Annotated in this window: 19 protein-coding genes and 1 pseudogene; 16 read left to right on the forward strand and 4 right to left on the reverse strand. The window is 39.1% G+C overall.

Annotation, left to right across the window (positions count from 1 at the left end):
- Window positions 1–63: 63 nt before the first annotated feature.
- From OZ002_RS08985 to OZ002_RS09005, 5 genes are all read left to right on the forward strand, one after another.
- Window positions 64–957 (forward strand): class C sortase, encoded by an 894-nt coding sequence (locus OZ002_RS08985; RefSeq protein WP_002331657.1) that lies wholly within the window; start codon window positions 64–66, stop codon window positions 955–957.
- A 183-nt stretch (window positions 958–1,140) separates the two neighbouring features.
- Window positions 1,141–1,815: a two-component system response regulator SapR gene (gene sapR / locus OZ002_RS08990; protein ID WP_325083153.1), complete on the forward strand. Its 675-nt coding sequence runs from the start codon at window positions 1,141–1,143 to the stop codon at window positions 1,813–1,815.
- 17 nt (window positions 1,816–1,832) lie between these two features.
- Window positions 1,833–2,858, forward strand: coding sequence for a two-component system sensor histidine kinase SapS (gene sapS, locus OZ002_RS08995; RefSeq protein WP_002286770.1), 1,026 nt, complete (start codon window positions 1,833–1,835; stop codon window positions 2,856–2,858).
- Between the two features lie 88 nt (window positions 2,859–2,946).
- The gene (locus OZ002_RS09000; protein ID WP_002286769.1) at window positions 2,947–3,813 is read left to right on the forward strand and encodes a GRP family sugar transporter; all 867 of its coding nucleotides are present in this window, start codon (window positions 2,947–2,949) and stop codon (window positions 3,811–3,813) included.
- A gap of 36 nt (window positions 3,814–3,849) precedes the next feature.
- A complete protein-coding gene (locus tag OZ002_RS09005) occupies window positions 3,850–5,226 on the forward strand; it encodes an amino acid permease (protein WP_002286768.1) in 1,377 nt (458 codons plus the stop codon).
- A gap of 100 nt (window positions 5,227–5,326) precedes the next feature.
- Here the strand turns inward: OZ002_RS09005 and OZ002_RS09010 are convergent, their stop codons facing one another.
- Both OZ002_RS09010 and OZ002_RS09015 read right to left on the reverse strand, forming a co-directional pair.
- Entirely contained in the window at window positions 5,327–6,523 is a 1,197-nt protein-coding gene (locus OZ002_RS09010) for a toxic anion resistance protein (RefSeq protein WP_002286766.1), read from the reverse strand.
- Between the two features lie 123 nt (window positions 6,524–6,646).
- Window positions 6,647–7,309 (reverse strand): 5-bromo-4-chloroindolyl phosphate hydrolysis family protein, encoded by a 663-nt coding sequence (locus OZ002_RS09015; protein WP_002286764.1) that lies wholly within the window; start codon window positions 7,307–7,309, stop codon window positions 6,647–6,649.
- Window positions 7,310–7,536: 227 nt separating this feature from the next.
- Between OZ002_RS09015 and OZ002_RS09020 the strand changes: the two genes are divergently transcribed.
- From OZ002_RS09020 to OZ002_RS09040, 5 genes are all read left to right on the forward strand, one after another.
- The gene (locus tag OZ002_RS09020; RefSeq protein WP_002325125.1) at window positions 7,537–8,100 is read left to right on the forward strand and encodes an NUDIX hydrolase; all 564 of its coding nucleotides are present in this window, start codon (window positions 7,537–7,539) and stop codon (window positions 8,098–8,100) included.
- A 12-nt stretch (window positions 8,101–8,112) separates the two neighbouring features.
- Entirely contained in the window at window positions 8,113–8,397 is a 285-nt protein-coding gene (gene macP / locus OZ002_RS09025; RefSeq protein ID WP_002286760.1) for a cell wall synthase accessory phosphoprotein MacP, read from the forward strand.
- 18 nt (window positions 8,398–8,415) lie between these two features.
- The gene (locus OZ002_RS09030) at window positions 8,416–9,108 is read left to right on the forward strand and encodes a 5'-methylthioadenosine/adenosylhomocysteine nucleosidase (RefSeq protein WP_002291218.1); all 693 of its coding nucleotides are present in this window, start codon (window positions 8,416–8,418) and stop codon (window positions 9,106–9,108) included.
- 11 nt (window positions 9,109–9,119) lie between these two features.
- Window positions 9,120–9,665: a cysteine hydrolase family protein gene (locus OZ002_RS09035; RefSeq protein ID WP_002291217.1), complete on the forward strand. Its 546-nt coding sequence runs from the start codon at window positions 9,120–9,122 to the stop codon at window positions 9,663–9,665.
- 271 nt (window positions 9,666–9,936) lie between these two features.
- Window positions 9,937–13,278: a right-handed parallel beta-helix repeat-containing protein gene (locus OZ002_RS09040; RefSeq protein ID WP_125179215.1), complete on the forward strand. Its 3,342-nt coding sequence runs from the start codon at window positions 9,937–9,939 to the stop codon at window positions 13,276–13,278.
- A gap of 597 nt (window positions 13,279–13,875) precedes the next feature.
- On the opposite strand, the pseudogene OZ002_RS09045 reads toward OZ002_RS09040, so the two are convergent.
- A pseudogene (locus OZ002_RS09045) lies at window positions 13,876–15,783 on the reverse strand (M13 family metallopeptidase).
- Between the two features lie 129 nt (window positions 15,784–15,912).
- Between OZ002_RS09045 and OZ002_RS09050 the strand changes: the two are divergent.
- From OZ002_RS09050 to efmA, 5 genes are all read left to right on the forward strand, one after another.
- On the forward strand, window positions 15,913–16,788 hold the full coding sequence (locus tag OZ002_RS09050; protein ID WP_002286745.1) for a dihydrolipoamide dehydrogenase: 876 nt from the start codon (window positions 15,913–15,915) through the stop codon (window positions 16,786–16,788).
- Between the two features lie 79 nt (window positions 16,789–16,867).
- Window positions 16,868–17,842 (forward strand): ribose-phosphate diphosphokinase, encoded by a 975-nt coding sequence (locus OZ002_RS09055; RefSeq protein ID WP_002286741.1) that lies wholly within the window; start codon window positions 16,868–16,870, stop codon window positions 17,840–17,842.
- A 179-nt stretch (window positions 17,843–18,021) separates the two neighbouring features.
- Window positions 18,022–19,167, forward strand: a complete 1,146-nt coding sequence (locus OZ002_RS09060; protein ID WP_156249095.1) for a cysteine desulfurase family protein — start codon at window positions 18,022–18,024, stop codon at window positions 19,165–19,167.
- 136 nt (window positions 19,168–19,303) lie between these two features.
- Window positions 19,304–19,648 carry a DUF1831 domain-containing protein gene (locus OZ002_RS09065; RefSeq protein ID WP_002286736.1) on the forward strand — a complete coding sequence of 115 codons (345 nt, stop codon included), beginning with the start codon at window positions 19,304–19,306 and terminating at the stop codon, window positions 19,646–19,648.
- Window positions 19,649–19,918: 270 nt separating this feature from the next.
- Window positions 19,919–21,205, forward strand: coding sequence for a multidrug efflux MFS transporter EfmA (gene efmA / locus OZ002_RS09070; RefSeq protein ID WP_002291207.1), 1,287 nt, complete (start codon window positions 19,919–19,921; stop codon window positions 21,203–21,205).
- 137 nt (window positions 21,206–21,342) lie between these two features.
- On the opposite strand, the gene OZ002_RS09075 is transcribed toward efmA, so the two are convergent.
- Window positions 21,343–21,942 carry a metallophosphoesterase gene (locus tag OZ002_RS09075; RefSeq protein ID WP_156249096.1) on the reverse strand — a complete coding sequence of 200 codons (600 nt, stop codon included), beginning with the start codon at window positions 21,940–21,942 and terminating at the stop codon, window positions 21,343–21,345.
- Window positions 21,943–22,346: 404 nt separating this feature from the next.
- Here OZ002_RS09075 and mnmA point away from each other — a divergent pair, with 404 nt between their 5' ends.
- On the forward strand, window positions 22,347–23,468 hold the full coding sequence (mnmA, locus tag OZ002_RS09080; RefSeq protein WP_113832947.1) for a tRNA 2-thiouridine(34) synthase MnmA: 1,122 nt from the start codon (window positions 22,347–22,349) through the stop codon (window positions 23,466–23,468).
- The last annotated feature ends 48 nt before the right edge of the window (window positions 23,469–23,516 follow it).

Below are 23,516 nucleotides of genomic sequence, written 5' to 3' on the forward strand. Positions count from 1 at the left end.
TAAGCTGCAGCAATCGGTTTTATAAAGGTTGCTGCAGTTTTTTTAAATAAGAAGGTGAAGAAAATGAAAAAGAAAACAGGTAATAGACCTCAAGCCCAAATCAGTCTTTTATTACAATTATTTATGGCAGTGATGTTTCTTGCCGGAGCTGCAGTTTTTACATATCCATTTTTAGCAGATGCTCTCAGCAATTATTTGGATCAAAGAAGGATCGAGAATTATCAAAAGCAGCTTGAACGCGATAAAGAAGAAAAACATGAGCAACAATTAGCAGTGCATGAAAAGAAAAATCAGACGCTTGCTCATACATCAGTAATCCCAGGAATGGGACAAGTCAAAGATCCTTTTGAGCAAGCGGTTAGAAATGTCCAAAATCCAGGAAAAGAATATTACGAACAACATATGATCGGAGCCATCTATATTCCGAAAATCAATGTTAGCTTGCCTTTATTTGATGAAACGAATGATCTTTTGTTAGATAGAGGAGCGACAGTCCTGCAAGGCACCTCTTTTCCAACTGGAGGAGAGAGTACACATTCCGTGATTACCGCCCATAGCGGTATTGCTGAGAAAAAACTCTTTACGGATCTTGAAGAAATGGAGCAAGATGACCGATTCTATCTTGAAGTGTATGGTCGGATGCTCGCTTATGAAGTCGTTGAGAAAATTGTTGTCCTTCCAACAAAAACAAATACATTAGCAATCAGAGAAAAGCAGGATCTAGTCACACTTATCACTTGTACACCTTACACCGTGAACACTCACCGATTACTAGTGACAGGAAGGCGAGTTCCCTTTACAGAAGAAGTCTCTTCAAAGATAGAACAGACAAAAAAATACCATCTTTATCGATTACTTATACTCCTTCTAGGTATATTGCTAGTGCTAACGCTTTTCGGTTATTGGTGTTATCGAAAATTTAAAAGACAAAAACAACTAAGGAAAAATAACAGATAATAGACCAATTATTAAGAATAACATAATAAATTTAAGCTGCTTGGAAGAGACAAACGCGATTAAATCGCATATTTCCAGTTTTTTTTAACGTTTGCTAAAATGACATTTTCCAGGTAAGCCAACTTGTTTCACAAGGGCTTCTTTGATATTGTAGTAGCAAGAAGAAAGATGGAGGGATTTTTTATGGCAAAAATCATGGTAGTCGAAGACGAAGAGATCATTCGACAATTGATCATGGAGGAACTTGAGAAATGGCAATTTGAAACCTTTGGAACGACCGATTTCAATCAAGTGTTCTCAGACTTTGAAAGAGAAGAACCACAGCTTGTAATACTAGATATTAATCTTCCCGTTTTGGATGGCTATTATTGGTGTCAAAAAATACGTGAAGTATCGAAAGTACCGTTCATTTTTATCTCCAGCAGGAATACGAATATGGATATGATCATGGCTATGAACATGGGGGCAGATGATTTTGTGACAAAACCTTTCCAAATCGATGTACTGATTGCAAAAATCAATGCATTACTTCGCCGTTCTTACAACTACACAGAATTATCTAGTGAAATGATGAGCCACAATGGCATTACGTTGAATGTTGACAACGGAAGTATGGAAATCAACGGAGAGATCATTGATTTGAGCAAAAATGAATATCGTCTATTATTTATTTTGATGAAGCACAATGGAAAGATCTTAAGTCGGGAAAAATTGCTGCGAGCACTGTGGGATGACGAACGATTTGTAGATGACAATACATTGACAGTCAACATAAATCGGTTACGCCGAAAAATCGAACAGGCAGGTATCCAAGGATATATCGAAACAAAAGTAGGACAGGGATATATCGTTCCCTGAAAGGATGAGCGGTTAAGATGAATTTTTTTAAATATTTGAAAGATCAGTGGACATTGATCTTGGGATGGCTGTTTTTTATTGCATTGACGATCTTTGTGATGTGGCTGGCGCCAAACATCAAAGTGGATTTGAGCACAATTGCTTATTTAGCTTTGATTGAGGGCGTCTTTCTGATTTTTTATCTGCTGGGTGGTTACTTGAGCAAGAGAAGATGGTGGGGAAAATTAGCCGACATACAAAAAACTTCCCCTTTGCAAAACTATTTGAGCGGTGGACGAACAGAAGAAGAAAAACTTGTGGAAGAATATATCAATCAGCTGATCCGTGAACACCAAGAAGTAATGCAATCAGCAATCAGTAATCAACAAGACCAAAAAGATTATATTGACTCATGGGTCCATGAAATCAAAGTGCCACTTTCCGCTTCTAAATTGCTAGTTCGTTCGATCGAGTTCGATATTGACGATCAAAAGTATACATTACTAGAAAATGAATTATCAAAAATCGATGAATACGTAGAACAAGTTTTGTATTATGCAAGACTCGACAGTTTCTCGCGGGACTACCTCATCCAAGAATATGGACTAAAAGGAATCATTCAGCCTGTGATACGCAGTCAGGCAAATTATTTTATCCAAAAAAATATTCGCTACGAGATTGTTGGTGAGGATCATACTGTTTTGACCGATGCTAAATGGATCGCTTTTATCTTCAACCAATTGCTTAGTAATGCCATCAAATATACGCCGGATCACGGAAACATCATTGTGAGCATAGAAAAGGAAGCACAAGGAGTCAGCCTTTCAGTTAAAGATTCAGGGATCGGTATCCCAGCGGAAGACTTGAAACGGATCTTTGATAAGGGATTTACTGGGAGAAATGGTCGACTTAGCAAAACACATTCAACAGGATTAGGACTTTATTTAGCAAAAAATCTGGCCGAAAAATTAGGTATCCATTTGACGGCTGAATCAACTGAAGGAAAAGGGACAACAATGACTTTATTTTTCCCAATCTTAAATTTTTATAATGAAAAACGTTAGAAAATCGTTAGAAACGAAAAAAAGTGCTTGTGTTGTTAACGTTTTCGCTGATAAGTTTCTTATCATGTGAAATAAAAGGAGATTGGTTATGGAAATTTTAATAGCATTAGTCCCTATGTTGGCATGGGGTAGTATTGGTTTAGTAAGTGGTAAAATTGGTGGCGATGCCAATCAACAAACACTAGGAATGACGATCGGTGCATTTCTGTTTTCTTTAGTTGTCTTTTTCGTTGTTAGTCCTGTAATCACCCCTTGGATTTTCTTGATCGGATTTTTATCCGGCTTAGCTTGGAGTGTTGGACAAAATGGACAGTTCCATGGAATGAAGTACATGGGTGTTTCTGTAGGGTTACCATTGTCTACTGGTTTTCAATTAATTTTGAATACGATTGCGGGAGCCGTTTTCTTCCATGAATGGACACAAACGAAAGATTATGTATACGGTATTATTGCTTTAGCTCTTCTTGTAAGCGGTGCGTATTTGACTGCCCGACAAGATGACGAAGGAAAAATAGATACAGATAATAAAATGCTTGATTTTGGTAAGGGTTTTAGAGCATTGATCTTCTCTACGATTGGTTATGGTGTATATACCATCATCGTCAACTGGGCGAATTTGGATGCGATGTCAATTATCTTACCTCAAAGTATCGGAATGATCTTAGGCGCAAGCTTCTTTGCTTTCCGTAAAGTTAAAGTCGATCAGTTTGTGTGGAAAAACATGATCTGTGGATTATTATGGGGCTTAGGAAACATCTGCATGCTTCTAACAGTCAAATCACTTGGTTTAGCTGTTGGCTTCTCACTTTCACAAATGGGGATCATTATCTCTACTTTAGGTGGGATTTTCATCCTTGGCGAAAGAAAAACGAAAAAAGAGCTCATTTATGTTATTGTTGGTTGCCTTTTAGTCATTTTAGGTGGTATCCTTTTAGGGTATATGAAAACAGTTTAATCGCTGTTTTCCAACCTAAAATGGGGAGGAACTTCAATGGATTTGTTTCGTAAGAAAGAGATCAATCTCAATCATACGAGTGAGATGAAAAAAGAACTAAAAACGTCTGATTTGATCATGCTTGGAATTGGTGCGATCATCGGTACGGGAATATTTGTGGTGACAGGGGTTGCGGCCAATCAAAATGCTGGTCCAGCACTGTCACTTTCATTTGTCTTAGCTGCAATCGTTGTCATTTTGTCTGGACTAAGTTTCGCAGAATTTGCTTCGCGAGTGCCAGTGATTGGTGGGCCATATGCCTATCTGTATGTTGTATTTGGTGAATTTGCTGCCTGGCTGACAGGGTGGTTGTTGATCGGGGAATTTTTACTAGCAGTTTCCTCTGTTGCTTCCGGATGGTCTGGCTATATGCAAGGTTTTTTGAAAAGTTTAGGGGCCGAACTTCCACAAGCATTAACTGGCGGGTACAATCCGGAAAATGGTACATACATTGACTTGATTGCGGTGCTCGTAGTGATATTCGTCACTTACATCGTGTCGCTTGAAGCCAAGAAAGCATTACGTTTGAATAATGCCATGGTATATGTCAAATTTGGTATCATCGCGTTGTTTATCATTGTAGGAATATTTTTCGTTAAACCTGATAACTGGCAGCCATTCATGCCTTTTGGTTTTTCCGGTGTGCTAGATGGTGCAGCTCTTGTGTTTTTTGCTTTCTTGGGATTTGATGCCGTTGCAATGGCAGCCGAGGAAGTCAAAAACCCGCAAAAAGATGTGCCAAGAGGAATCATTGGTTCGATACTGATTGCTACTGTCCTTTACATCATCGTGACGCTGATCTTGACAGGAATCGTTCCGTATACTGAACTAGGAGTCAATGACCCAGTGGCTTTTGCAATGAGGTATGTAGGACATGGAACAGTGGGCGCGGTGATCGCTGTAGGGGCAATTTTAACGCTACTGACGGTAACGATCTCGATGATGTATTCACTTGCTCGTTTACTGTTTGCTGTCAGCAAGGATGGCTTACTTCCTAAGTTTATGACAGAAATCGATCAAAAGCATCGTACACCGAAAAAAGCGACTTATGCCGCTGGTGTGGCAGCTGTATTCTTTGCCGGATTTTTCCCATTGAATGTATTAGCGGAACTAACGAATATCATGGCGCTCGCCTATTTGATGCTTGTTAGTCTAGGCTTACTGAAGTTGAGAAAAATGTTTGGCAAACCAAAAGCTGGAGAATTCAAAGTGCCATTCGTTCCGCTATTGCCAATCGTCTCCATCTTGACTTGTATTGTATTGATGCTTCGTCTGCAAACTGTGACATGGATCGTGTTCGGTATCGTAATGGTTATTGGACTGATCATTTATTTTGGCTATGGCTATGGACACAGCAAGATGAATGAGAAATAGACTCCAATGGAGAAGTTAGAAGAAAGATAAGAAAAACGCCCATCAACAGTTGTAATAAACTGTTGTTGGGCGTTTGTTTTAGTAACAAGCGAAAGGTGATCTATTGGGTTAAATCCAACAGTTTTTGTTTCAGATCTTCTTCCATGTGTCCAAGCTCTACTTCTGCATGACGACGTTTTTCTTTTCCTTCTTTTTGGATACGCAATGTCTCTTGGATTGTTTCGATCAAATCATTTTGAGTGGTTTGAAGGGTCTCGATATCCACGATTCCACGTTCATTTTCTTTCGCTGTTTCGATGGCTGAGATTTTCAGCATTTCTGAATTTTTCTTCAATAAGTCGTTTGTTGTTTCAGAGACTTGGCGTTGAGCAGTTACTGCATCTTTTTGACGAAGCAAGGTCAATGCGATCACGACTTGGTTTTTCCACAGCGGAATGGCTGTAGCGATAGATGCTTGGATCTTTTCAGCCAAGGCCTGATTTGTGTTTTGGATCAAACGGATTTGTGGTGCTTGCTGGATCGTGATCTGTCTAGCTAAGCGAAGATCATGCGTACGTTTATCTAGACGATCTAGGAATTGCGTGTAATCATTGGCAATCTGAACATCCATCTGATCGCCAGTTTCTTCTGCTCTTTTCATCGCTTCTGGAATGATCGTTGTTTGAAGTTCTTCCATTTTCAATTCTCCAGCAGCGATATAAATATTCAGTGCATCAAAGTAGTCTTTGTTTTTCTGGTAAAGCTGTTCTAACATCAGATTATCTTTTAGCAGACCGTCTTTTTCTTTATCTAATTTCACTGAAATCTTGTCAATTTGTGCACCAATCTTTTGATATTTTGCTGTCACTTCATAGATCGATTGTTTGACCTTCCCGAAGACACGCTGGAAGATGTTCCCTTCTCCGGCACGCAGTTCGTCAGGATTGGCTTCTTGGAGACGATACATCAGTTCAGTTAAGGAATCTCCTACAGGACCAATATCTTGTGCTTGCACATGATTCAACATCGATTGTGAGAATTCACTTAATTTTGCTTGGGCAGCCGATCCGTAGCTGATAACAGACTGTGCATCATTAGCATCGATTTTTGCTGCTAGCTGTTTAGCTTGTTCTTGGCGTTCCGCCGGTAGTTTGTCAATTAAACGAGCAGCTGTCTGTTGCTCTTGGAGCTGATCAATCTCCGCTTGTTGTGAAGTGGTCAGCGTATCTGTTGGAGTTGAAAACGGGTTGTTCAATAAATCTTCAAGTGTATCGTTAACTGGTGTAACATCTTTTGTTTCAGTCGGTTTATGATCCATAAAAAATTCCTCCTTGTTGAATCTGTTCTCGATTCTTACATGAATGTCTCTACTTTAGAAAAAGTACTCGAAACAGCCAGACATCATCTGAATGTTCCGAGTCTTCTTTTATGAACAAAAGAGTTAATCCTTTTGTTCTGGTTCATATTTATTATCACGCTTTAAGCTCTGTTTCGCAACAGATATCTCTACGTCGATATCATCTAGATCCTCAGCAACGAATTTTTGATAATCTTGTGCGATTAAAGCTGACAGCTGGTCGATGATCTGCGCGCTTTCTTCTAGTTTTTCATAGGTCTGTTTGTTTTTGATCTCATGGTCATTGATCTCATTATACTTATTTGTCAAATCAACTAGATTCGGCAGATGCGTATAAAGAAACTGACTTGCTTCATGCAGTCGGTTTGGTTCTTTCACCAATTCTTTGAATAAAGCTTTTGCTGCTTTGACTGGATCATGGCGGAGATCGATTGCTTTAAGTTTGGCTGTCTGCTGCATATTCATTTGCAATTGATTGATCTCATTTTTTGTTTGATTCATTGTTTGCCGAAAAAATGAAATTTCATTCGCTGTCATACCGCTTTTTTCATAGTGAGTTTCAAGTTCGTCAGTCAGTGCAGGAATTTCTTCTTGTTTTCCCTTTTTCCTGCGCGAACCAAAGAGTCCCCACAAAACTAAAACTACACCTATCAATAAAAGTCCTAGAACAAAAGAAAAACTATTGTTTCGGACAAAGAGAAATAGCAAGACCAATGCTAGAAGCCACGGCCAATTTCGTTTTATCATAATAAACCCTCCATGTCATTTATCGTTGAGTATTGAATTCTTTTCGTTATTCGATTACATACTTATTTTAGCATACGGACTACTAGAAAGAGTATCGGACTAAAGAAGGATTTTCTATATTTAGAGAAAATCTAAGGTTTATCTATGGTAAACTAATAAGGAGTTTTTGAGAAAAATTGAAAAATGAAAAAAAAGCAGTTATGATTACAAAGAAAGCAGGAGAAGATATGCTGAACAATGAGCAATTTGAAGAAAAAACAATCAGTCGCAAAGAAATCTATAGCGGAAAAATTATTGATGTTGCTGTAGACGAAGTTCGTTTGCCAGATGGAGGAACTTCGAAGAGAGAACTGGTATTTCATCCTGGCGGTGTTGGGATCATTGCTTTTGACGAACAAGATCGTCTGCTTCTTGTCAAACAATTTCGAAAACCTTTAGAAAAAGTGATTTTGGAGATTCCAGCTGGAAAAATCGATCCAGGAGAAGGACAAAATCCCGAAATGACAGCAGCTAGAGAATTAGAAGAAGAAACTGGCTATCGTGCGAAGTCGCTGAGCCATCTTACTTCGATGTATCTTTCACCAGGTTTTGCAAATGAAGTCCTTCATATTTATCATGCACAAGGGGTAGAGAAGGTCGAGAATCCTTTAGCACAAGATGAAGACGAAGTACTGGAGTTGTATCATCTAACTCTTGAAGAGGCGCAACAAGCGATGAAAGATCAGTTGATTTGTGATGCAAAGACGATTTATGCGATTCAATACTGGGAACTATTGACCAAAGGAAAGTAGAGGGATCGGCTTATGGCCAAAGGACCGCTTATTACGCGAAGCGAACTTCGCAAGCGACAACAAGCACAAGCAAGCGAGTCATTAAAAAAACAGCGAAAAGCAGAAACAGCTTATCAGCAAGAAGAAAAAAAGATTGCCAGCTTTTATCGTAAAGAAAGCAAAAAGAATAAACCAATCACGAAAACAAGGATCAGCGAACGGGAAAAGACGACCAAATGGAACTCTTTTTTGATGAAATCTCTTATTATTGTTATCCTAATGTTATGTGTGGTTTTTTTAGCAATCGCATTTATATAGAAAGAAGGAATTAAAAAGATGAAAATCGGTATTATCGGCGCAATGGAAGAAGAAGTAAAAATTTTGAGAGAGAACCTAAGCGAACCATTATCATGGGAACGCGCAGGCGCTTTATTTATTTCAGGTTCATTAGGTAACCACGAAGTGATCGTCGTACGTTCCGGTATAGGAAAAGTCTTAGCATCTATTACCACAAGTCTGTTGATCCAACAATACGGCGTGAACATGGTGATCAATACAGGTTCAGCTGGCGGAATCGGTGAAGGCTTACAAGTAGGTGACATCGTTATATCAGACAAAGTAGCTTATTTTGATGCAGATGCAACAGGATTTGGCTACAAACCAGGACAATTACCAGGAATGCCTCTATATTATGAAGCAAGCACATATTTGCGCAGTGAAATGGTTAAAGCAGCAAAAGCAACGAATTTGAATGCAAAAGAAGGATTGATCGTTACAGGTGATACATTTGTCGACTCGCCAGATAAAATCAAAGAAATCTTAACGAATTTCCCTGAAGCATTAGCTTGCGAAATGGAAGGAGCCGCTGTTGGACAAACAGCTCGTCAGTTCAATATCCCATTTTTGATCGTACGTGCAATGAGCGACACAGCAGATCACTCGGCGACACAAAGCTTTGACGAATTTATCGAAGACGCAGGCAAACGATCAGCAGAAATGGTGATCGAATTTGTCAAACATCTCGTATAAGGAGGACTAAGATGAACGCATTGATCTCGATTGACTACACATATGATTTTGTTGCAGAGGATGGAAAGCTGACTACTGGGACAGCAGGACAAGTAATTGAAAAAAAGCTGACTGCTCATACAAAGAAGTTTATTGATCAAAAGGATTTTGTCGTTTTTGCCATTGATGCGCATGATCCAAAAGATTCCTTTCATCCGGAAAACCGCTTATTTCCTCCGCATAATGTGATAGGAACGGGTGGACGGGAATTGTACGGCTCTTTAAAAAGTTTATACCAAGACTATGAGCAAGAGGAAAATGTTTATTGGATAGACAAACGGCATTATTCCGCTTTTAGTGGAACAGATCTAGACATCCGTTTGCGAGAACGCCAGATCACAGATATTTATTTGACCGGCGTATGTACAGATATCTGTGTGTTGCATACAGCAGTCGATGCGTATAATCTAGGATACAAACTCCATATTTTCAAAGATGCCGTGGCAAGTTTCGATCCCGTTGGACATGAATGGGCATTGAGACATTTTGAATCCACACTAGGCGCAGAAATTTTATAAAAAAACAAAGTAATTTGATAAAATAAAAAACACAAAATAATAAAAGAAGAGCATAAAACAAACGACTTTGTTTTATGCTCTTTTTTATACGTTATTTTAAAAAAATCTTATTCTTTTTACGTTAATAAATCTCTTTATTATCAACAACTTAAGTTATATTTTTTCTTTTTATAAAATACACTTATTATAATTTTGTTTTTTATTGACAGTAAAAATAAATTAGGTAATACTTTAAGTGAACGCTTTCTAATTTGTTGCGGGAGGAATACACTTGTTAAAAAAACGTATAAAATACAGTGCGCTAATGATGAATCTCCTTATGCTCAGTACCCCGGTTTTAATTTCTGTCGTTGAAGTTGCTGCTAACGAACAACAGTCTGTGAACGAAGGAAATGCACACGTGAACATTGAAGGGATGTCAACAATGGAGGAAGTACCAAGAACTAGTGAAGATATGGATACGGAAGAAGGAAATGATCCTATGATGAAAGAATCAGAAAATGAAAAGACAAAAAAGCAATCTGAAGAAGCAAATGAAGAGTGGAAAGGGGTTGTTTTCGGAGAAAGCACAAGTGCTAGTAGGTATGCCATTGAACCATTAGAAGACGGCGTGCGGCTCTCTTCCACGAATAACGGCGGAAAATTCCAGTCAAGCGGATCAGATGGAATGACCTATTATTATCAAGCAATCCCCAAAGACATCAACTTTAGGATGCGGGCGACGATCGAAATAGAATCTTGGACCTATACGAATGCCCAAGAAGGATTTGCTTTAATGGTAAGAGACGCAGTACCAAAAAATCATTTGTTTGGGCAGGCATTTTATTCAAATTCATTTGCCATACTAGGCAGTCGGATCGAATATGTCTGGGACTCGGATAGACAAGAAGTGGTCAACACGAGCGGCAGCAAATATACGATGCGACTTGGATTAGGGACACGGGCAATCACAGGAATATCATCTGAAGATCCGCAAGCTGCGCCAGCTCCTGGGAGTGTCTCAGTGGAAACAACACCTTTAGAGACTTCAGCAGGGTTCTTGGAAAAAGAAACAGGTTCTTATAATATATTCGGAAACGGTCATGGGAATCTGTTTCCGGCCACGAACTCGATTACTAAACTGGACGTAGAGATGAAAAAAACGAATACTGGTTTAGAGGCATATTATTACGATCCTGAAACAGGAGAAGAAATGGCTTCTGACATCATGTATGACTGGGAAAAATTATACGCTTCAGATGAATCGGTTATTTATGCAGGATTTGCTGCAGCAAGGAATATGACGATCAAGGTAGAAGGAATCGAAGTGGCTTACTCAGATCCTGCGACAGATCCTCCTGGACAAGAAAGGCCCATTCGCTTGATTGATCCGATTTACACTGTGACCTCTAGTAATCATTCAGGAAACCAAGACCATACTATGTCCTTTAGAGCAAATGCTGACGGATTATTAACAATCAAAAATCAAGCAACAGGAGAGGTACTTGAGAACGCAAAAGACTTGGCAATCACTGCAAATCGGGAATTTGATTATCAGACAAAACTGATGGAAGGAACGAACGAATTTACTTTCAGTTTTACACCAGATAAAAACTATCCGCCAGAAGAATACGTAGAGATGGCTAGTTATGAAACAAAAGAGATTCTGCATACAGTTGACTACCGTAAACCTAACTATTCGACAGTTTATGTAACACCGGAAGGGTCAGATACAGGAAACGGAAGCAGACAAAATCCGTTATCTCTGACGCAAGCATTGAGATACGCATATGCTGGGCAGACAATCGTCCTGGCTCCTGGAACTTATTCCTTTGAAAGAGGATTGACGATTCCAAAAGGAGTTAACGGGACAAGAGAAAACCCGATTCAATTGATTGCAGAGAAAAATCCAGAAAACAAGCGACCTGTACTTGATTTTAAAGGAACTGGAAATGGGATGACACTGTTTAGTCATTACTGGATTTTACGTGGGTTTGACGTTACAAATAGTGCCGCTATGCAAAAAGGATTGCAGATTTCTGGAAACCATAATTTGATTGAAGAGATCCATGCTTATCGGAATGGAAATACAGGAATCCAAATCAGTGGTAGCTCAAATGATCCTTTCGAAGCATGGCCAGCGCATAACTTAGTCAAGAACTGTACATCTTTTGAAAATGCCGATCCAGGATTTGAAGATGCCGATGGATTTGCGGCCAAACTGACAATAGGAGAAGGAAATGTATTTGACGGTTGTATCGCGTATCATAATGCAGATGACGGTTGGGACCTTTTTGCTAAAAATGAAACAGGTTCGATCGGAAAAGTAATCATCAAAAACTCAGTTGCTTATCGAAACGGCTGGGTACCGGGAATTGAGGGAGAAGGTAACGGTAATGGATTCAAAATGGGCGGTTCTTCTTTAACGGGCCCTCATGAATTGATCAATAGTTTGTCTTTCGAAAATCTTGCGAAAGGAATCGATTCCAATAGCGGAACAGATATTATCGTCAATAGCAGTACAAGTTTTAATAACGGTTCATATAATGTGGCTCTTTATACCTCTTCAGCAGGAAACACAGACTACCATGCTTCTGGTATCTTATCTTTCCGAACAGAGAATCTTGAGATGAGAGAGCAGATCCGCCCATTGAATCAAAACGAAGATCAAATCTACCACTCGTTGAACTACTATTGGAATGAACGAGAGAAACAATCAGAAAATACTCTTGGACATACCGTATCAAAAGATTGGATCGAATCTCTAAATACACATTCGCAAGAAGGGCAGCAGCCTGTTACTCGCTATGCGAATGGAAGCATCCATGTCCATGGATTGATGCAAATCAAACCGGAGAATCGTCAAACAGAAAAGGGAAGAGTAGATGGTCTTCCATTATCTGTAGGTGCTATTTTTGACGGAGAAACCTCACCGTCTTCGGAATATCCAGAGTATGCAATCGTACAAGAACCAAATCAGACAAAACCAAATGAACAAAATAATCCGATTATTATACAAGAAGCAAATGGTGTGGCGGAGAATGCAGAAGGAAATATCATTGAACTGAAGCCTTTTACAGTTTTTGTGTCAACTTTCACACCAAATCAAGGAACGCCTGTCTTTGAAGATATGCGTTATTTCCCAGAAAAGATCCAAATCGTTGAAACACAGTCAAGTGCTCAATTTTCTAATCATACCGCTATTTTTTCAGCACCTTCAAAAGGAGAATATACGCTAGAAGTCACTTATCGTTCGGAAATATTTGATGGGGAAAAATGGTCTGCTCATACAGAATCTGTTACCCAGCAAAAAGCGATCACTGTGCGAGAAACTGCCGATGTGCCCCCGGGAAATGACAAACCAGAAAGAGAAAATTCAGGAAATGAATCACCAAATGGAAAACCAAATGGAAAACCTTCTCATCCGGATAGGACAGCAAAAGAAAGTGAAAAAAATGGCACTCAAGGACTCCCAAAAACGGGAGAATTTAATAACCCGTTGCTAGCATTAGCTGGAGGAATTTTGTTAATCGGTGTAGTTGTTTATGTCATGAAACAGCGAAAAAATAAGTGGAATTTCTCCTTTTATGATGTAAAACAATTGACTGAGGAAAGTAAAAATAGAAGGAAATGAGACCAATAGATGTCTCACTTCCTTCTATCTTTTTATAGATGAGGTTCTCCTTGCTGCTTTTGATTGGCTGTTCTTATTACTTGATGCAGGACAGCTTTTTCACAACCTTTCCACTAAACGGTGTTCAATCAGCTGACCCTCGGTATTAGCTCAACAAACGGCAAAATATGAGGAACTATTTTGCCGTTTTTTTCTCTAATACTCAGGTCAGGACGCTGATTTCACAATCTCTGATATACGGTGTTCAAAAGCCAGTTTCTCGGTAGTAAGTCAAATTTATGCAAAAATGTGGAAAGCCATTTTCACAAAATTTTTCTTACTACTTGAAACTAAGCGGCTTTTTCACAACCTCTCGATAAACGGTGTTCAAAAGCCAGTTTCTCAGTAGTAAGTCAAATTTATGCAAAAATGTGGAAAGCTATTTTCACAAAATTTTTCTTACTACTTGAAACTAAGCGGCTTTTTCACAACCTCTGATACATGGTATTCCAGAAGTAACTTCTTCGAAAAATAAGCCGAAATGTCACAAAAATTTGAGAAGCAATTTTCCCCAATTCCTTCTTATTTCTTGAAGCTGACCACTTCTGGCACAACCTCTTACCAGATTCGCACTCTTTTTTCTGGCGCTAGATACATAGCGTCTTGTTCCGTGATACCAAATGTTTCATAGAATTCGTCAAGGTTTTTTGGTTGCACGTTTGCTCGGAGTTTAGCAGGGGCATGGACATCGATTTGCAGTAAAAGTTGTTGGTATTCTTTTTTTGCTTTTGTACGCCAAATCGTTGCCCAATTGACAAAGAATTCCTCGATAGAAAGATCTGATTCCGTTTTTGCTGCTTCCAATGCACAGCTTAGACCGCCTGCATCAGCAATATTTTCCGAAACGGTTAATTTTCCGTTTACTTTTCCGTCAGCAAAAGGCAGACCATCGAATTCTTCGATCATTGCTTGTGCTTTGTTTTGAAATTGTGTAAGATCTTCTTCTGTCCATCAGTTGTTCAAGTTGCCATATTCGTCAAATAAAGCGCCGTTATTATCAAATGCATGGGAAATCTCATGAGCGATAACAGCTCCGATTCCACCATAATTAGCAGAGCTTGATTGTTCTAGACTGTAAAATGGTGCTTGAAGGATCGCTGCCGGAAAGACGATCACATTCCGAAATGGATGATAATAAGCATTGACCGTGTCAGCACTCATTTCCCATTCTGAACGATCCACTGGTTTGTTCCATTTGCTGAAACGATCTTTTAATGTGAGTTTGCTGAAAACAAGAGTATTTGAAAGCAAAGTACCACCCTGATCTGCAGGTACTGTTTTGAACTGGTCGAATAATGCTGGGATCTTATCGGGGTAGCCTACTTGGATACCTAAGTTATTTAATTTTATGACGGCTTTTTCTTTTGTTGCATCCCCAAGCCAGTCATTTTCTTCTAGACGTTTTTTATAAACGGCGATCATTTTTTTCACCATTTGTTCTACGTCTTTTTTAGCAGCTTCGCCAAAATATTTTTTTCCGTAGTAATCGCCAACTACTTGATCGAATTGTCCAGAGGCAAGGTAATACGCTGCTTTTTTCTGAGGCATTGCTTCGTCTGTTCCAGACAATACGCGAGAATAGATTCCGCTGACTTGGCGGAATTCTTCTGATAGATAACCACTAAGAGAACGTACTGTTTTAATGATCATCCAGCTTTTGAATAACGGAAAATGAGCTTCTGTCAGGATGTCATTCAAATGATCGAAGTACACTGGATCAGTTACGATCACTTTATCTGGAGTTGTCCCAATCAAACCCGTGACAAGTTTTTTCAAGTCCAGTTTATCTGTGTATTGAATAAATGTATCAAAAGATTGCGGATTATACATTTTGCTGTAATCTGCGTTTTCTTCTGCACTTTTTACATGAGGAGCAATCAATTTATCAAATTGCACTGCTTGTTCCGTGATTGCTTCTGCCTGACTTTTTTCTTTGCCGGCAAGCTCTAATAACTGAACAGCCATATCAAAGAAAACGCCTATTAGTTGTGCACCGTTGGGATGGTCTGATGCATAATACGTCTTATCTGGAAGGAATAAAGAAGGCGGATAAGCAAAGAAGGCGTTCGTTTGCGCATTCTTCATATCTGCATCTACATCCAGATTAAATGGCAATGGTAATGTATCCAACAGCCATTCTGGAAATTGCTTATTCAATTCGTCGAAAGACTGCAATGATTCAACTTTTTCGATTATAGGTTGAAGTGGTTGAGCATGCAACTCATTTCTTCGGTCATAATCGTTTGCCAGTTGATAATATGCAAGGAAATGTTTCATTTTTTCTGAAGACACTTTTTCTGGATGGGCAAGCAGATCGTCTGTTTCTCCCATCAAAAGTTGGTCGATCCCGTCAACTAAATCTTGGAAACCGCCTGTAGCTGGTTTATCTGCAGGGATTTTTGCTGTTTTTTGCCATTCTTCATTGACTGCTTCATAGAAATCTTGTTTCAATCGTTCTTTGTTCATTCATCGATCGCTCCTTTTTTGTTTCGTGTGCCCATTATCTTACAAAATGAAGGAATTAACAAATAGAACATAAAAAATTGAAAATTCGAACAATCAAACTGATTTGTTTTTTTCAATCCTTCACTTATAATGAAAAAAAGGAGGCGATCCCAACTGAATCAAGTAGTGGATAAACCTTTATATTTCAAAGTAGATAAAAAAATTAAAAAATTAGCCAGCACTCAGCAGCTGCAGTCAAGAAAAAGTAAATTGCTTTTTTTAGCTCTGGTTTTTGAAGATCAAAGTTATGTGATTATCGATCAATCAGGACATCCGGTAGAATATTCTCCAGCAAAATATACTTATCAAGAGGGTCTTTCTTGTAAAAAATGGAAGCTGATCAATGAAGAGCCAATCGAGTTATCTAGATGGATCAACAGAAAAGAAGATATTCCCGTTTTGATCGAAGAAAAAAGGTCAGGAAAGGAACTCGCAAATTGCTGGGTGGGATTGCCAGAAGAACGTTTTTTGAGGTATAAGAAATGGGCTACCCCCTCAGGCTATCTTTGTGGTACTTACGCGGCAGCAGTTCTCCTTGCCTATTATCAAGACTATCGTAAGGGGTGGATGCTTCCAAATGAGATTCGCAAGAAAAATACGGCTGATTCGTTGGTTTTGACGAAGGCATTGCGTAGCCAGATCCAACCACTAGGACTTCCTACGATTCCTTTTCAGGTTAGTACAGGGATTTCTAGTTTTTTAAAGAAGAATGGCAATCATGAGCGTGCACGAGCAACTCTTCTAGGTTCATGGCAGCGAGCTACAAAACGTATACGTGAAGGCAAACCTGTGATGATTGGTATTTTGAAAGTACTTGGCAGTACATATGGCAATCATTGGGTGACAGCGTACGCTTATTTTGAAACTGAAACAGGAGAACGTTATTACAAAGTACACGACAACTGGGGCGATTATCATAAAGTCATTCCTGCCAGTTGGAGTAACGGAACAGTTTCACTTCCTTAAGAATTTGCTGAAATTAACAGAAAATCTTGGAAAAATATGTTAAACTATCGAAGAATAGAGAAGTTTTGGGGAGGACTACATGAGTAATAAGTATCAGGATGACACGTTGAAGATTTTTAGTTTGAATGGCAACCGTCCATTAGCTGAAAAAATCGCGAAAGTGTTCGGAACAGAATTAGGTAAAAGCGTCGTGAAGCAATTTAGTGATGGCGAGATTTCCATCAATATCGAAGAAAGTATTCGAGGGGATCATGTGTATATCGTTCAATCAACGAATGCACCTGTCAATGACTACTATATGGAACTACTGATCATGATCGATGCAATGAAGCGAGCAAGTGCGAAAACGATCAATGTCGTATTGCCTTACTATGGGTATGCTAGGCAAGACCGCACGGCGAAACCTCATGAACCGATCACTGCGAAATTGATCGCTAACTTGATCGAAGAAGCAGGGGCAACTCGAGTACTGACTTTAGATCTGCACACGGTTCAAGTACAAGGATTCTTTGATATTCCTGTAGATAATTTATTTACGATGCCGTTGTTTGCTCATTATTACCGTCAATTAGGTCTGACGGGAGATGACATCGTAGTTGTTTCGCCAAAAAACAGCGGTGTTCAGCGTGCACGTAGTCTTTCAGAATATTTGAACAGCACATTAGCCATCGTAGATCATGCAGATGATGCTTCAACTGAGGGTGGTTATGTGATCGGTGATGTTCAAGGAAAGACATGTATCATGGTAGATGATATCTTGAACACAGGAGCAACGCTTGCACGAGCAGCAAATGTATTAAAAGAAAACGGCGCAAAAGAAGTATATGCCTGTGCGTCACATGGATTATTGTCCGATCATGCGAAAAGTATTTTAGACAATGCACCAATCAAAGATATTTGTATCACTGATTCTGTTTTCACAGAAGAAAATCGTCATCCAGAAAACTTAACAATCGTTACATGTTCAGAATTAATGGGTGAAGCGGTCAAACGCATTCATGAAAATACACCGATGAGTCCGTTATTCCGTCTGGAAGAAAAAGAATTCGAATAAACAAAAAAAAGAGGGAAAGAAGTTGTGACAGAAGTGAGCAGCTTCAAGGAGCTGCGACAAGACTTTTGTCACAGCTCCTTTTTTCTATGCCCATGAAACGTCCTCTAGACAAAAATGAGCTCTTCTTTGGTTTGTTCGCTATTTTATGCTAGAATGTGCCTAGCAATAATTTGGAAGGGATGAATGAAGTGAAAACTATTTATCTGGATCATGCGGCAACTACCCCCATGCATCCACAAGTAATTGAAGCGATGACGGCAATCATGCAAGACACGTTTGGAAATCCTTCAAGCATACATGGATTTGGTCGCCACGCGCATGAAAAATTGGAAACAGCAAGACAAATCATTGCAGACAGTCTGCAAGCAAAATCTCACGAGATCATCTTTAACAGTGGGGGAACAGAAGGAGATAATACAGCTATCTTAGAAACAGCGTTCTCGCGTCAAAAAGAAGGCAGACATCTAATCACTACAGCTATCGAACATCCTGCTGTTCTTAATACCATGAAATATTTAGAGACAAAGGGGTTTGACGTTACATATCTGCCTGTAGATGAAAAAGGGAATCTGTCGATCGAAGAGGTCAAAAAAGCGTTACGAGAAGATACGATCTTGGTCTCTGTGATGTACGGGAACAATGAAATCGGAAATTTGATGCCAATCAAAGAAATCGGTGAACTTTTAGCGGATCATCCAGCTTATTTCCATACAGATGCGGTACAAGCGTACGGAAACCAAACGATCCATCCAGAAGAATTAGGAATCGATTTATTAAGTATCTCTGCTCATAAAATCAATGGGCCAAAAGGCGTCGGTTTCTTATATAAACGAGACGGAGTAAATATCCCTGCATTGCTTTTAGGCGGGGAGCAGGAAGAAAAGCGGCGTGCAGGTACAGAAAATTTAGCAGGGATCTGGGGTATGGCAAAAGCAGTTGAACTGCTGTCACCTGAAGAACGTGAAGCACGTAACAACAAATATAAAGGATTCCAGCAATTGATTCTTGATACATTAGAAGCAAACGAAATCCCTTATCAAGTAAATGGTGATTTAACGAATAAACTCCCTCATGTGTTGAATCTTCGCTTAATTGGCGAAGCAAATGATTTGCTACTGATGAAGCTTGATCTTAATGGGGTCGCTATTTCTACTGGTTCAGCTTGTACAGCAGGAAATATCGAGCCTTCACACGTATTAGAAGCAATGTATGGAGAAGATACACCGATACTAAAAGAATCCATCCGTATCAGCTTTGGTTTGGGAAATACCGAAGACGACATCCAGTATTTCCTTGATCAATTGGTTCGTGCTGTCAAAAAATAACTAGTGAAGTCATTCTTATATGAACAGATGTCTGAGAGAACGCCTTCATTTTTTAGGGAACTTAACTGAAAAACCTAGTAAAAATCAGGATAAACTTTTATAATAAAGAGAAACTAATTTTATCGAGGTGAAAATCATGGCATTTGAAACAACAGCAACGGTACTGGGCGCACCAATTAGCTATCGTTTGCATCCTGATGCAAAAAGATATACATTGCGCGATAATGGATTTACAGAAACAAACGGAGGCAATTATCAATTGATCCGACCATTAGATGCCACGCCGCAAAGCAAAGAAGGATTCAAATTAAAAATCACTGTATCAAAAGATATTCAAACATTGAAAATGTCGATCACTACAGCAAATGGATTGAAAGCAGTCAATATTTTCAAAGATCCAAAACAGAAAATGAGCCAAGATAAATTTTATTTTCTGATGGATGGGATGATTAGCCGTGGGTTATTCGAAAAAGTCGAATGATCTGTGGATATAAAAAGACAACTAGTTTTGAAACGGCCTATTGTTAGATGACTAACTTTGTAAGGACGACGCAAATTAGTTGTCTTTTTTATTTTTAAATTTAACACATGTTGTTATTTTTAATATTTTGCTGATTTATTGTTTCTAAGTAAAGAAATTTAAATTGAAACGATTGTTATTTAGGGAAAAAGGTATTTTTTGAAAAAAGAATCCCGTATAATGATTGTTGTGCAAACGCTATACAAAATGAAAAAGAAAAGAGGGATGTTTATGGAAAATGAACAGTCGGTCGTTTTAACGAATTGGAAGAGAAATTATTTGTTCTTTTTATCGGGACAGTTTTTGTCAGGAATCACTAGTATGGTCGTCCAATATGCGATCATCTGGTATTTGACAAGAGAAACCGGTTCGGCGACAATTTTGAGTTTTGCTACTTTACTAGGAATGATTCCCATGGTTTTACTAAGCCCATTTGTAGGACCGCTAGTGGATCGCTGGGATAAAAAAGCTCTTTTGATTGTCACGGATATTATTGTAGCGATTTTCGCGCTTATTTTAGCAGTAGTCGGAACGATTTCAGAATCCTTCCCGATTTGGCTAGTTTTTGTGTCTTTGTTTATGCGTTCGGTCGCACAAACATTCCAAATGCCAACGATCCAGTCGATTATGCCGACAATCGTTCCATCTTCTCACATAACAAGGACGAATGGACAGTTAGGAATGGTCCAATCAGCGAATTTCATCATTGCGCCAGCTCTAGGTGCGGCTTTGTTTTCAGTCGTTCCTGTCAATTACCTTATTTTATTAGATGTATTGGGGGCAGTTTTTGGTGTCGGCTTATTGATTTTTGTGAAGATCCCAAAAGTTTCTCCTGAAATATTGGAAGTTCCGCTTACTATTTTTAAAGATGCAAAATTTGGGCTGCAGCAATTGATGGATAATAAAGGGTTATGGTACATAACGATCAATGGTGCATTTGTGATGCTGTTGTTCATGCCAGCAATCAGTCTGTATCCATTGATGACGCTAGATTACTTTGGTGGTTCCGTTGGACAGGCGGGAGCAGTGGAAGTAGTCTACGCAGTCGGAATGCTCTTAGGCGGTGCACTGATCAGTTTTATAGGAACATGGAAAGACCGAATGAAACCTATTATTATAGCCTACATCATTATGGGCCTGACGATCGGTGCAAGCGGATTGGTTCCAAACGATAGTCAAGGGTTCTTGTACTTTCTTATCTTGAATGCAGGAGCAGGTTGTGCAACGCCATATTTCAATACACTGCTGATGGCAATGATCCAGCAGAGTTATGAATCGAATGTTTTAGGTCGTGTCTTAGGGAACTTCAACTCTTTGATGAACCTGGCAGGTCCAATTGGATTATTATTTGCAGGACCATTAGCTGATCGTTTAGGGGTAGAAAAAATGTTCTTGTTTTCCGGAATCGGGATTTTATTATGCGGAATCGTTTTATTTTTAACGTCAGCTGCCCGAAATTATGATAAAGAATTACAGAAAAAACTGGTAAAAGAACACCATGAGCAAAAAGACGAATAGTATGGAGTGGAGTTGTGACAGAAGTCTTGTTACAACTCCATTTCTGATCCTAATGTTCCTGTGGCAATAAGCCTACTCAAATGAAAAATATGAGTAATTATCTTTATTTGTTTAATACTTGATATAGGGCAGTTTTTTCACGACCTATCGTACTTCCTCTTTGCTTCATAGATTTCTTTGATTTGTTGCTCAGATAACGGAGCGCCAAATGGTAGTTTTTCCTTTAAGAGTTCTCTTTCCGGTGCGTCTACGCCTACATTGACATCGTTCTCGATAGGTACGCTGTAATGATGGATATGTCCATGAAGATTGCGGATAGTGTCGTTAGGCCCGAGCAACATCGGATAATGAGTCAAGTAATATTGTTGATGGTCGAATTTAACGATGGCACCTACATCATAAAAATAAAATTTGGGACTTCCGTCAGTAAGCCTAGGATCATTTTTTTCTAAATAACGGAAAAAAGCGCGACTGTCATGGTTCCCTTTGATCAAGTGGATTGTTCCTTGCAGTTGAGTGACCAGTTCCAAAATTTCTGCATTTGCTTTTTCATATTGCGGATGCATAGCAAGGTCGCCTAGATGATAAACATGGTCGGTTTCTTTTATTACTGCATTCCAGCTAGTGATCAACTGTTGGTTCATTTCATCCACATTTGCAAAGAGCCGCGGAGCAAAGTCGTTTTTTCCTAATAAGCGTTCATGGAAAAAGTGCATATCACTGGTAAAGTAATTCATGTATCTCTTGCCTCCCTTTTTTCTTAGAGTAAACAAAATCACTTATCTGAGCAACTCATAACATCTAAAAAGAAAAAGGTTGTAAATGAGACGTGTAGCTTTAAGCGATAAGAAGCAATTTTGAAAAATAGTTTTTCACAATTTACAAAATTATTCCTTATTGTCGAAAGGCTGGCTCTTTTTATGAGTATGCCAATTTTTTATATCGAATGCTCAAAAGATGAGTGATTTTTTGGTTGACTATCATGTTTGTGTACTGAATAGGTGCAGTAGAACAGTATTTTTACGACTTGATAATTAAGGGATGAAATTTTCAGAAATATGACGTATAATGTAAAATACTGAAAAGTTGCGACCTTCAACTCGTAGATGTTTCAGAATCTAATTGAAATGATGGTGATATCATGACAGACAACAGCAAAACACGCGTTGTCGTAGGGATGAGCGGCGGTGTCGACTCATCTGTAACAGCACTTTTGTTAAAGGAACAAGGATACGACGTGATCGGAATATTCATGAAAAATTGGGATGACACGGACGAAAACGGTGTATGCACGGCCACGGAAGATTATAAGGATGTAGCGAAAGTAGCTGCTCAAATCGGGATTCCTTATTACTCTGTGAATTTTGAAAAAGAATATTGGGATCGTGTATTTGAATATTTCCTAGCCGAATACCGCGCAGGACGTACACCTAACCCAGACGTGATGTGCAACAAAGAAATCAAATTCAAAGCATTCTTGGATTATGCAATGGATCTTGGCGCCGATTATGTAGCTACTGGACATTATGCGCAAGTCACTCGCGATGAAAACGGCGTGGTCCACATGCTTCGTGGAGTAGACAATAATAAAGATCAAACTTACTTCCTTAGCCAATTATCACAAGAACAGCTTTCAAAAACGATGTTCCCTCTAGGCGGCATGGAAAAATCAGAAGTACGGGCAATTGCTGAACGCGCAGGCCTTGCGACTGCTAAGAAAAAAGATTCAACGGGAATCTGCTTTATTGGTGAAAAGAACTTCAAACAATTTTTGAGCAACTATCTGCCAGCAAAAAAAGGAAATATGGTCACTCTTGATGGTGAAGTCAAAGGGCAACATGCTGGCTTGATGTATTATACGATTGGTCAACGTCAAGGACTAGGGATCGGTGGCGGAGGAGATTCGCAAGAACCCTGGTTTGTTGTAGGAAAAGATCTAGCGACAAACACATTATATGTGGGGCAAGGGTTCCATCATCCTGCATTGTATGCCACAAGCTTGGATGCAAGTGAAATCCACTTTACGACGAATGAACCAATGCCAAAAGAATTCAAGTGTACAGCGAAATTCCGTTATCGTCAGCAAGACGTTCCTGTGACAGTTCTCTTATTGGATGATAATCGTGCAGAAGTCGTATTCGACGAACCTGTACGTGCAATCACTCCTGGACAAGCAGTTGTATTTTATGATGGAATGGAATGTCTGGGTGGTGGTTTGATCGACCACGCATATCAAGAAACAAAAGTTTTACAATACGTTTAAGCGATATTAAATGAATCAAAACAGCTATGGCTAACAAAAGAAACACCT

It is taken from the genome of Enterococcus sp. E4-150 (assembly GCF_035726465.1).
Classification (GTDB): Bacteria; Bacillota; Bacilli; order Lactobacillales; family Enterococcaceae; genus Enterococcus_B; species Enterococcus_B faecium.

What these genes read in the sequence shown, in the direction of transcription:
- OZ002_RS09020 (WP_002325125.1), top strand. Translation starts at nt 7,537, where the DNA reads ATGCTGAACAATGAGCAATTTGAAGAAAAAACAATCAGTCGCAAAGAA.
- OZ002_RS09005 (WP_002286768.1), top strand. Translation starts at nt 3,850, where the DNA reads ATGGATTTGTTTCGTAAGAAAGAGATCAATCTCAATCATACGAGTGAG.
- OZ002_RS09035 (WP_002291217.1), top strand. Translation starts at nt 9,120, where the DNA reads ATGAACGCATTGATCTCGATTGACTACACATATGATTTTGTTGCAGAG.
- OZ002_RS09065 (WP_002286736.1), top strand. Translation starts at nt 19,304, where the DNA reads ATGGCATTTGAAACAACAGCAACGGTACTGGGCGCACCAATTAGCTAT.
- efmA (WP_002291207.1), top strand. Translation starts at nt 19,919, where the DNA reads ATGGAAAATGAACAGTCGGTCGTTTTAACGAATTGGAAGAGAAATTAT.
- mnmA (WP_113832947.1), top strand. Translation starts at nt 22,347, where the DNA reads ATGACAGACAACAGCAAAACACGCGTTGTCGTAGGGATGAGCGGCGGT.
- OZ002_RS09010 (WP_002286766.1), bottom strand. Translation starts at nt 6,523, where the DNA reads ATGGATCATAAACCGACTGAAACAAAAGATGTTACACCAGTTAACGAT.
- macP (WP_002286760.1), top strand. Translation starts at nt 8,113, where the DNA reads ATGGCCAAAGGACCGCTTATTACGCGAAGCGAACTTCGCAAGCGACAA.
- sapS (WP_002286770.1), top strand. Translation starts at nt 1,833, where the DNA reads ATGAATTTTTTTAAATATTTGAAAGATCAGTGGACATTGATCTTGGGA.
- sapR (WP_325083153.1), top strand. Translation starts at nt 1,141, where the DNA reads ATGGCAAAAATCATGGTAGTCGAAGACGAAGAGATCATTCGACAATTG.
- OZ002_RS09060 (WP_156249095.1), top strand. Translation starts at nt 18,022, where the DNA reads ATGAATGAAGTGAAAACTATTTATCTGGATCATGCGGCAACTACCCCC.
- OZ002_RS09075 (WP_156249096.1), bottom strand. Translation starts at nt 21,942, where the DNA reads ATGAATTACTTTACCAGTGATATGCACTTTTTCCATGAACGCTTATTA.
- OZ002_RS09055 (WP_002286741.1), top strand. Translation starts at nt 16,868, where the DNA reads ATGAGTAATAAGTATCAGGATGACACGTTGAAGATTTTTAGTTTGAAT.
- OZ002_RS08985 (WP_002331657.1), top strand. Translation starts at nt 64, where the DNA reads ATGAAAAAGAAAACAGGTAATAGACCTCAAGCCCAAATCAGTCTTTTA.
- OZ002_RS09000 (WP_002286769.1), top strand. Translation starts at nt 2,947, where the DNA reads ATGGAAATTTTAATAGCATTAGTCCCTATGTTGGCATGGGGTAGTATT.
- OZ002_RS09015 (WP_002286764.1), bottom strand. Translation starts at nt 7,309, where the DNA reads ATGATAAAACGAAATTGGCCGTGGCTTCTAGCATTGGTCTTGCTATTT.
- OZ002_RS09030 (WP_002291218.1), top strand. Translation starts at nt 8,416, where the DNA reads ATGAAAATCGGTATTATCGGCGCAATGGAAGAAGAAGTAAAAATTTTG.
- OZ002_RS09050 (WP_002286745.1), top strand. Translation starts at nt 15,913, where the DNA reads ATGAAAAAAAGGAGGCGATCCCAACTGAATCAAGTAGTGGATAAACCT.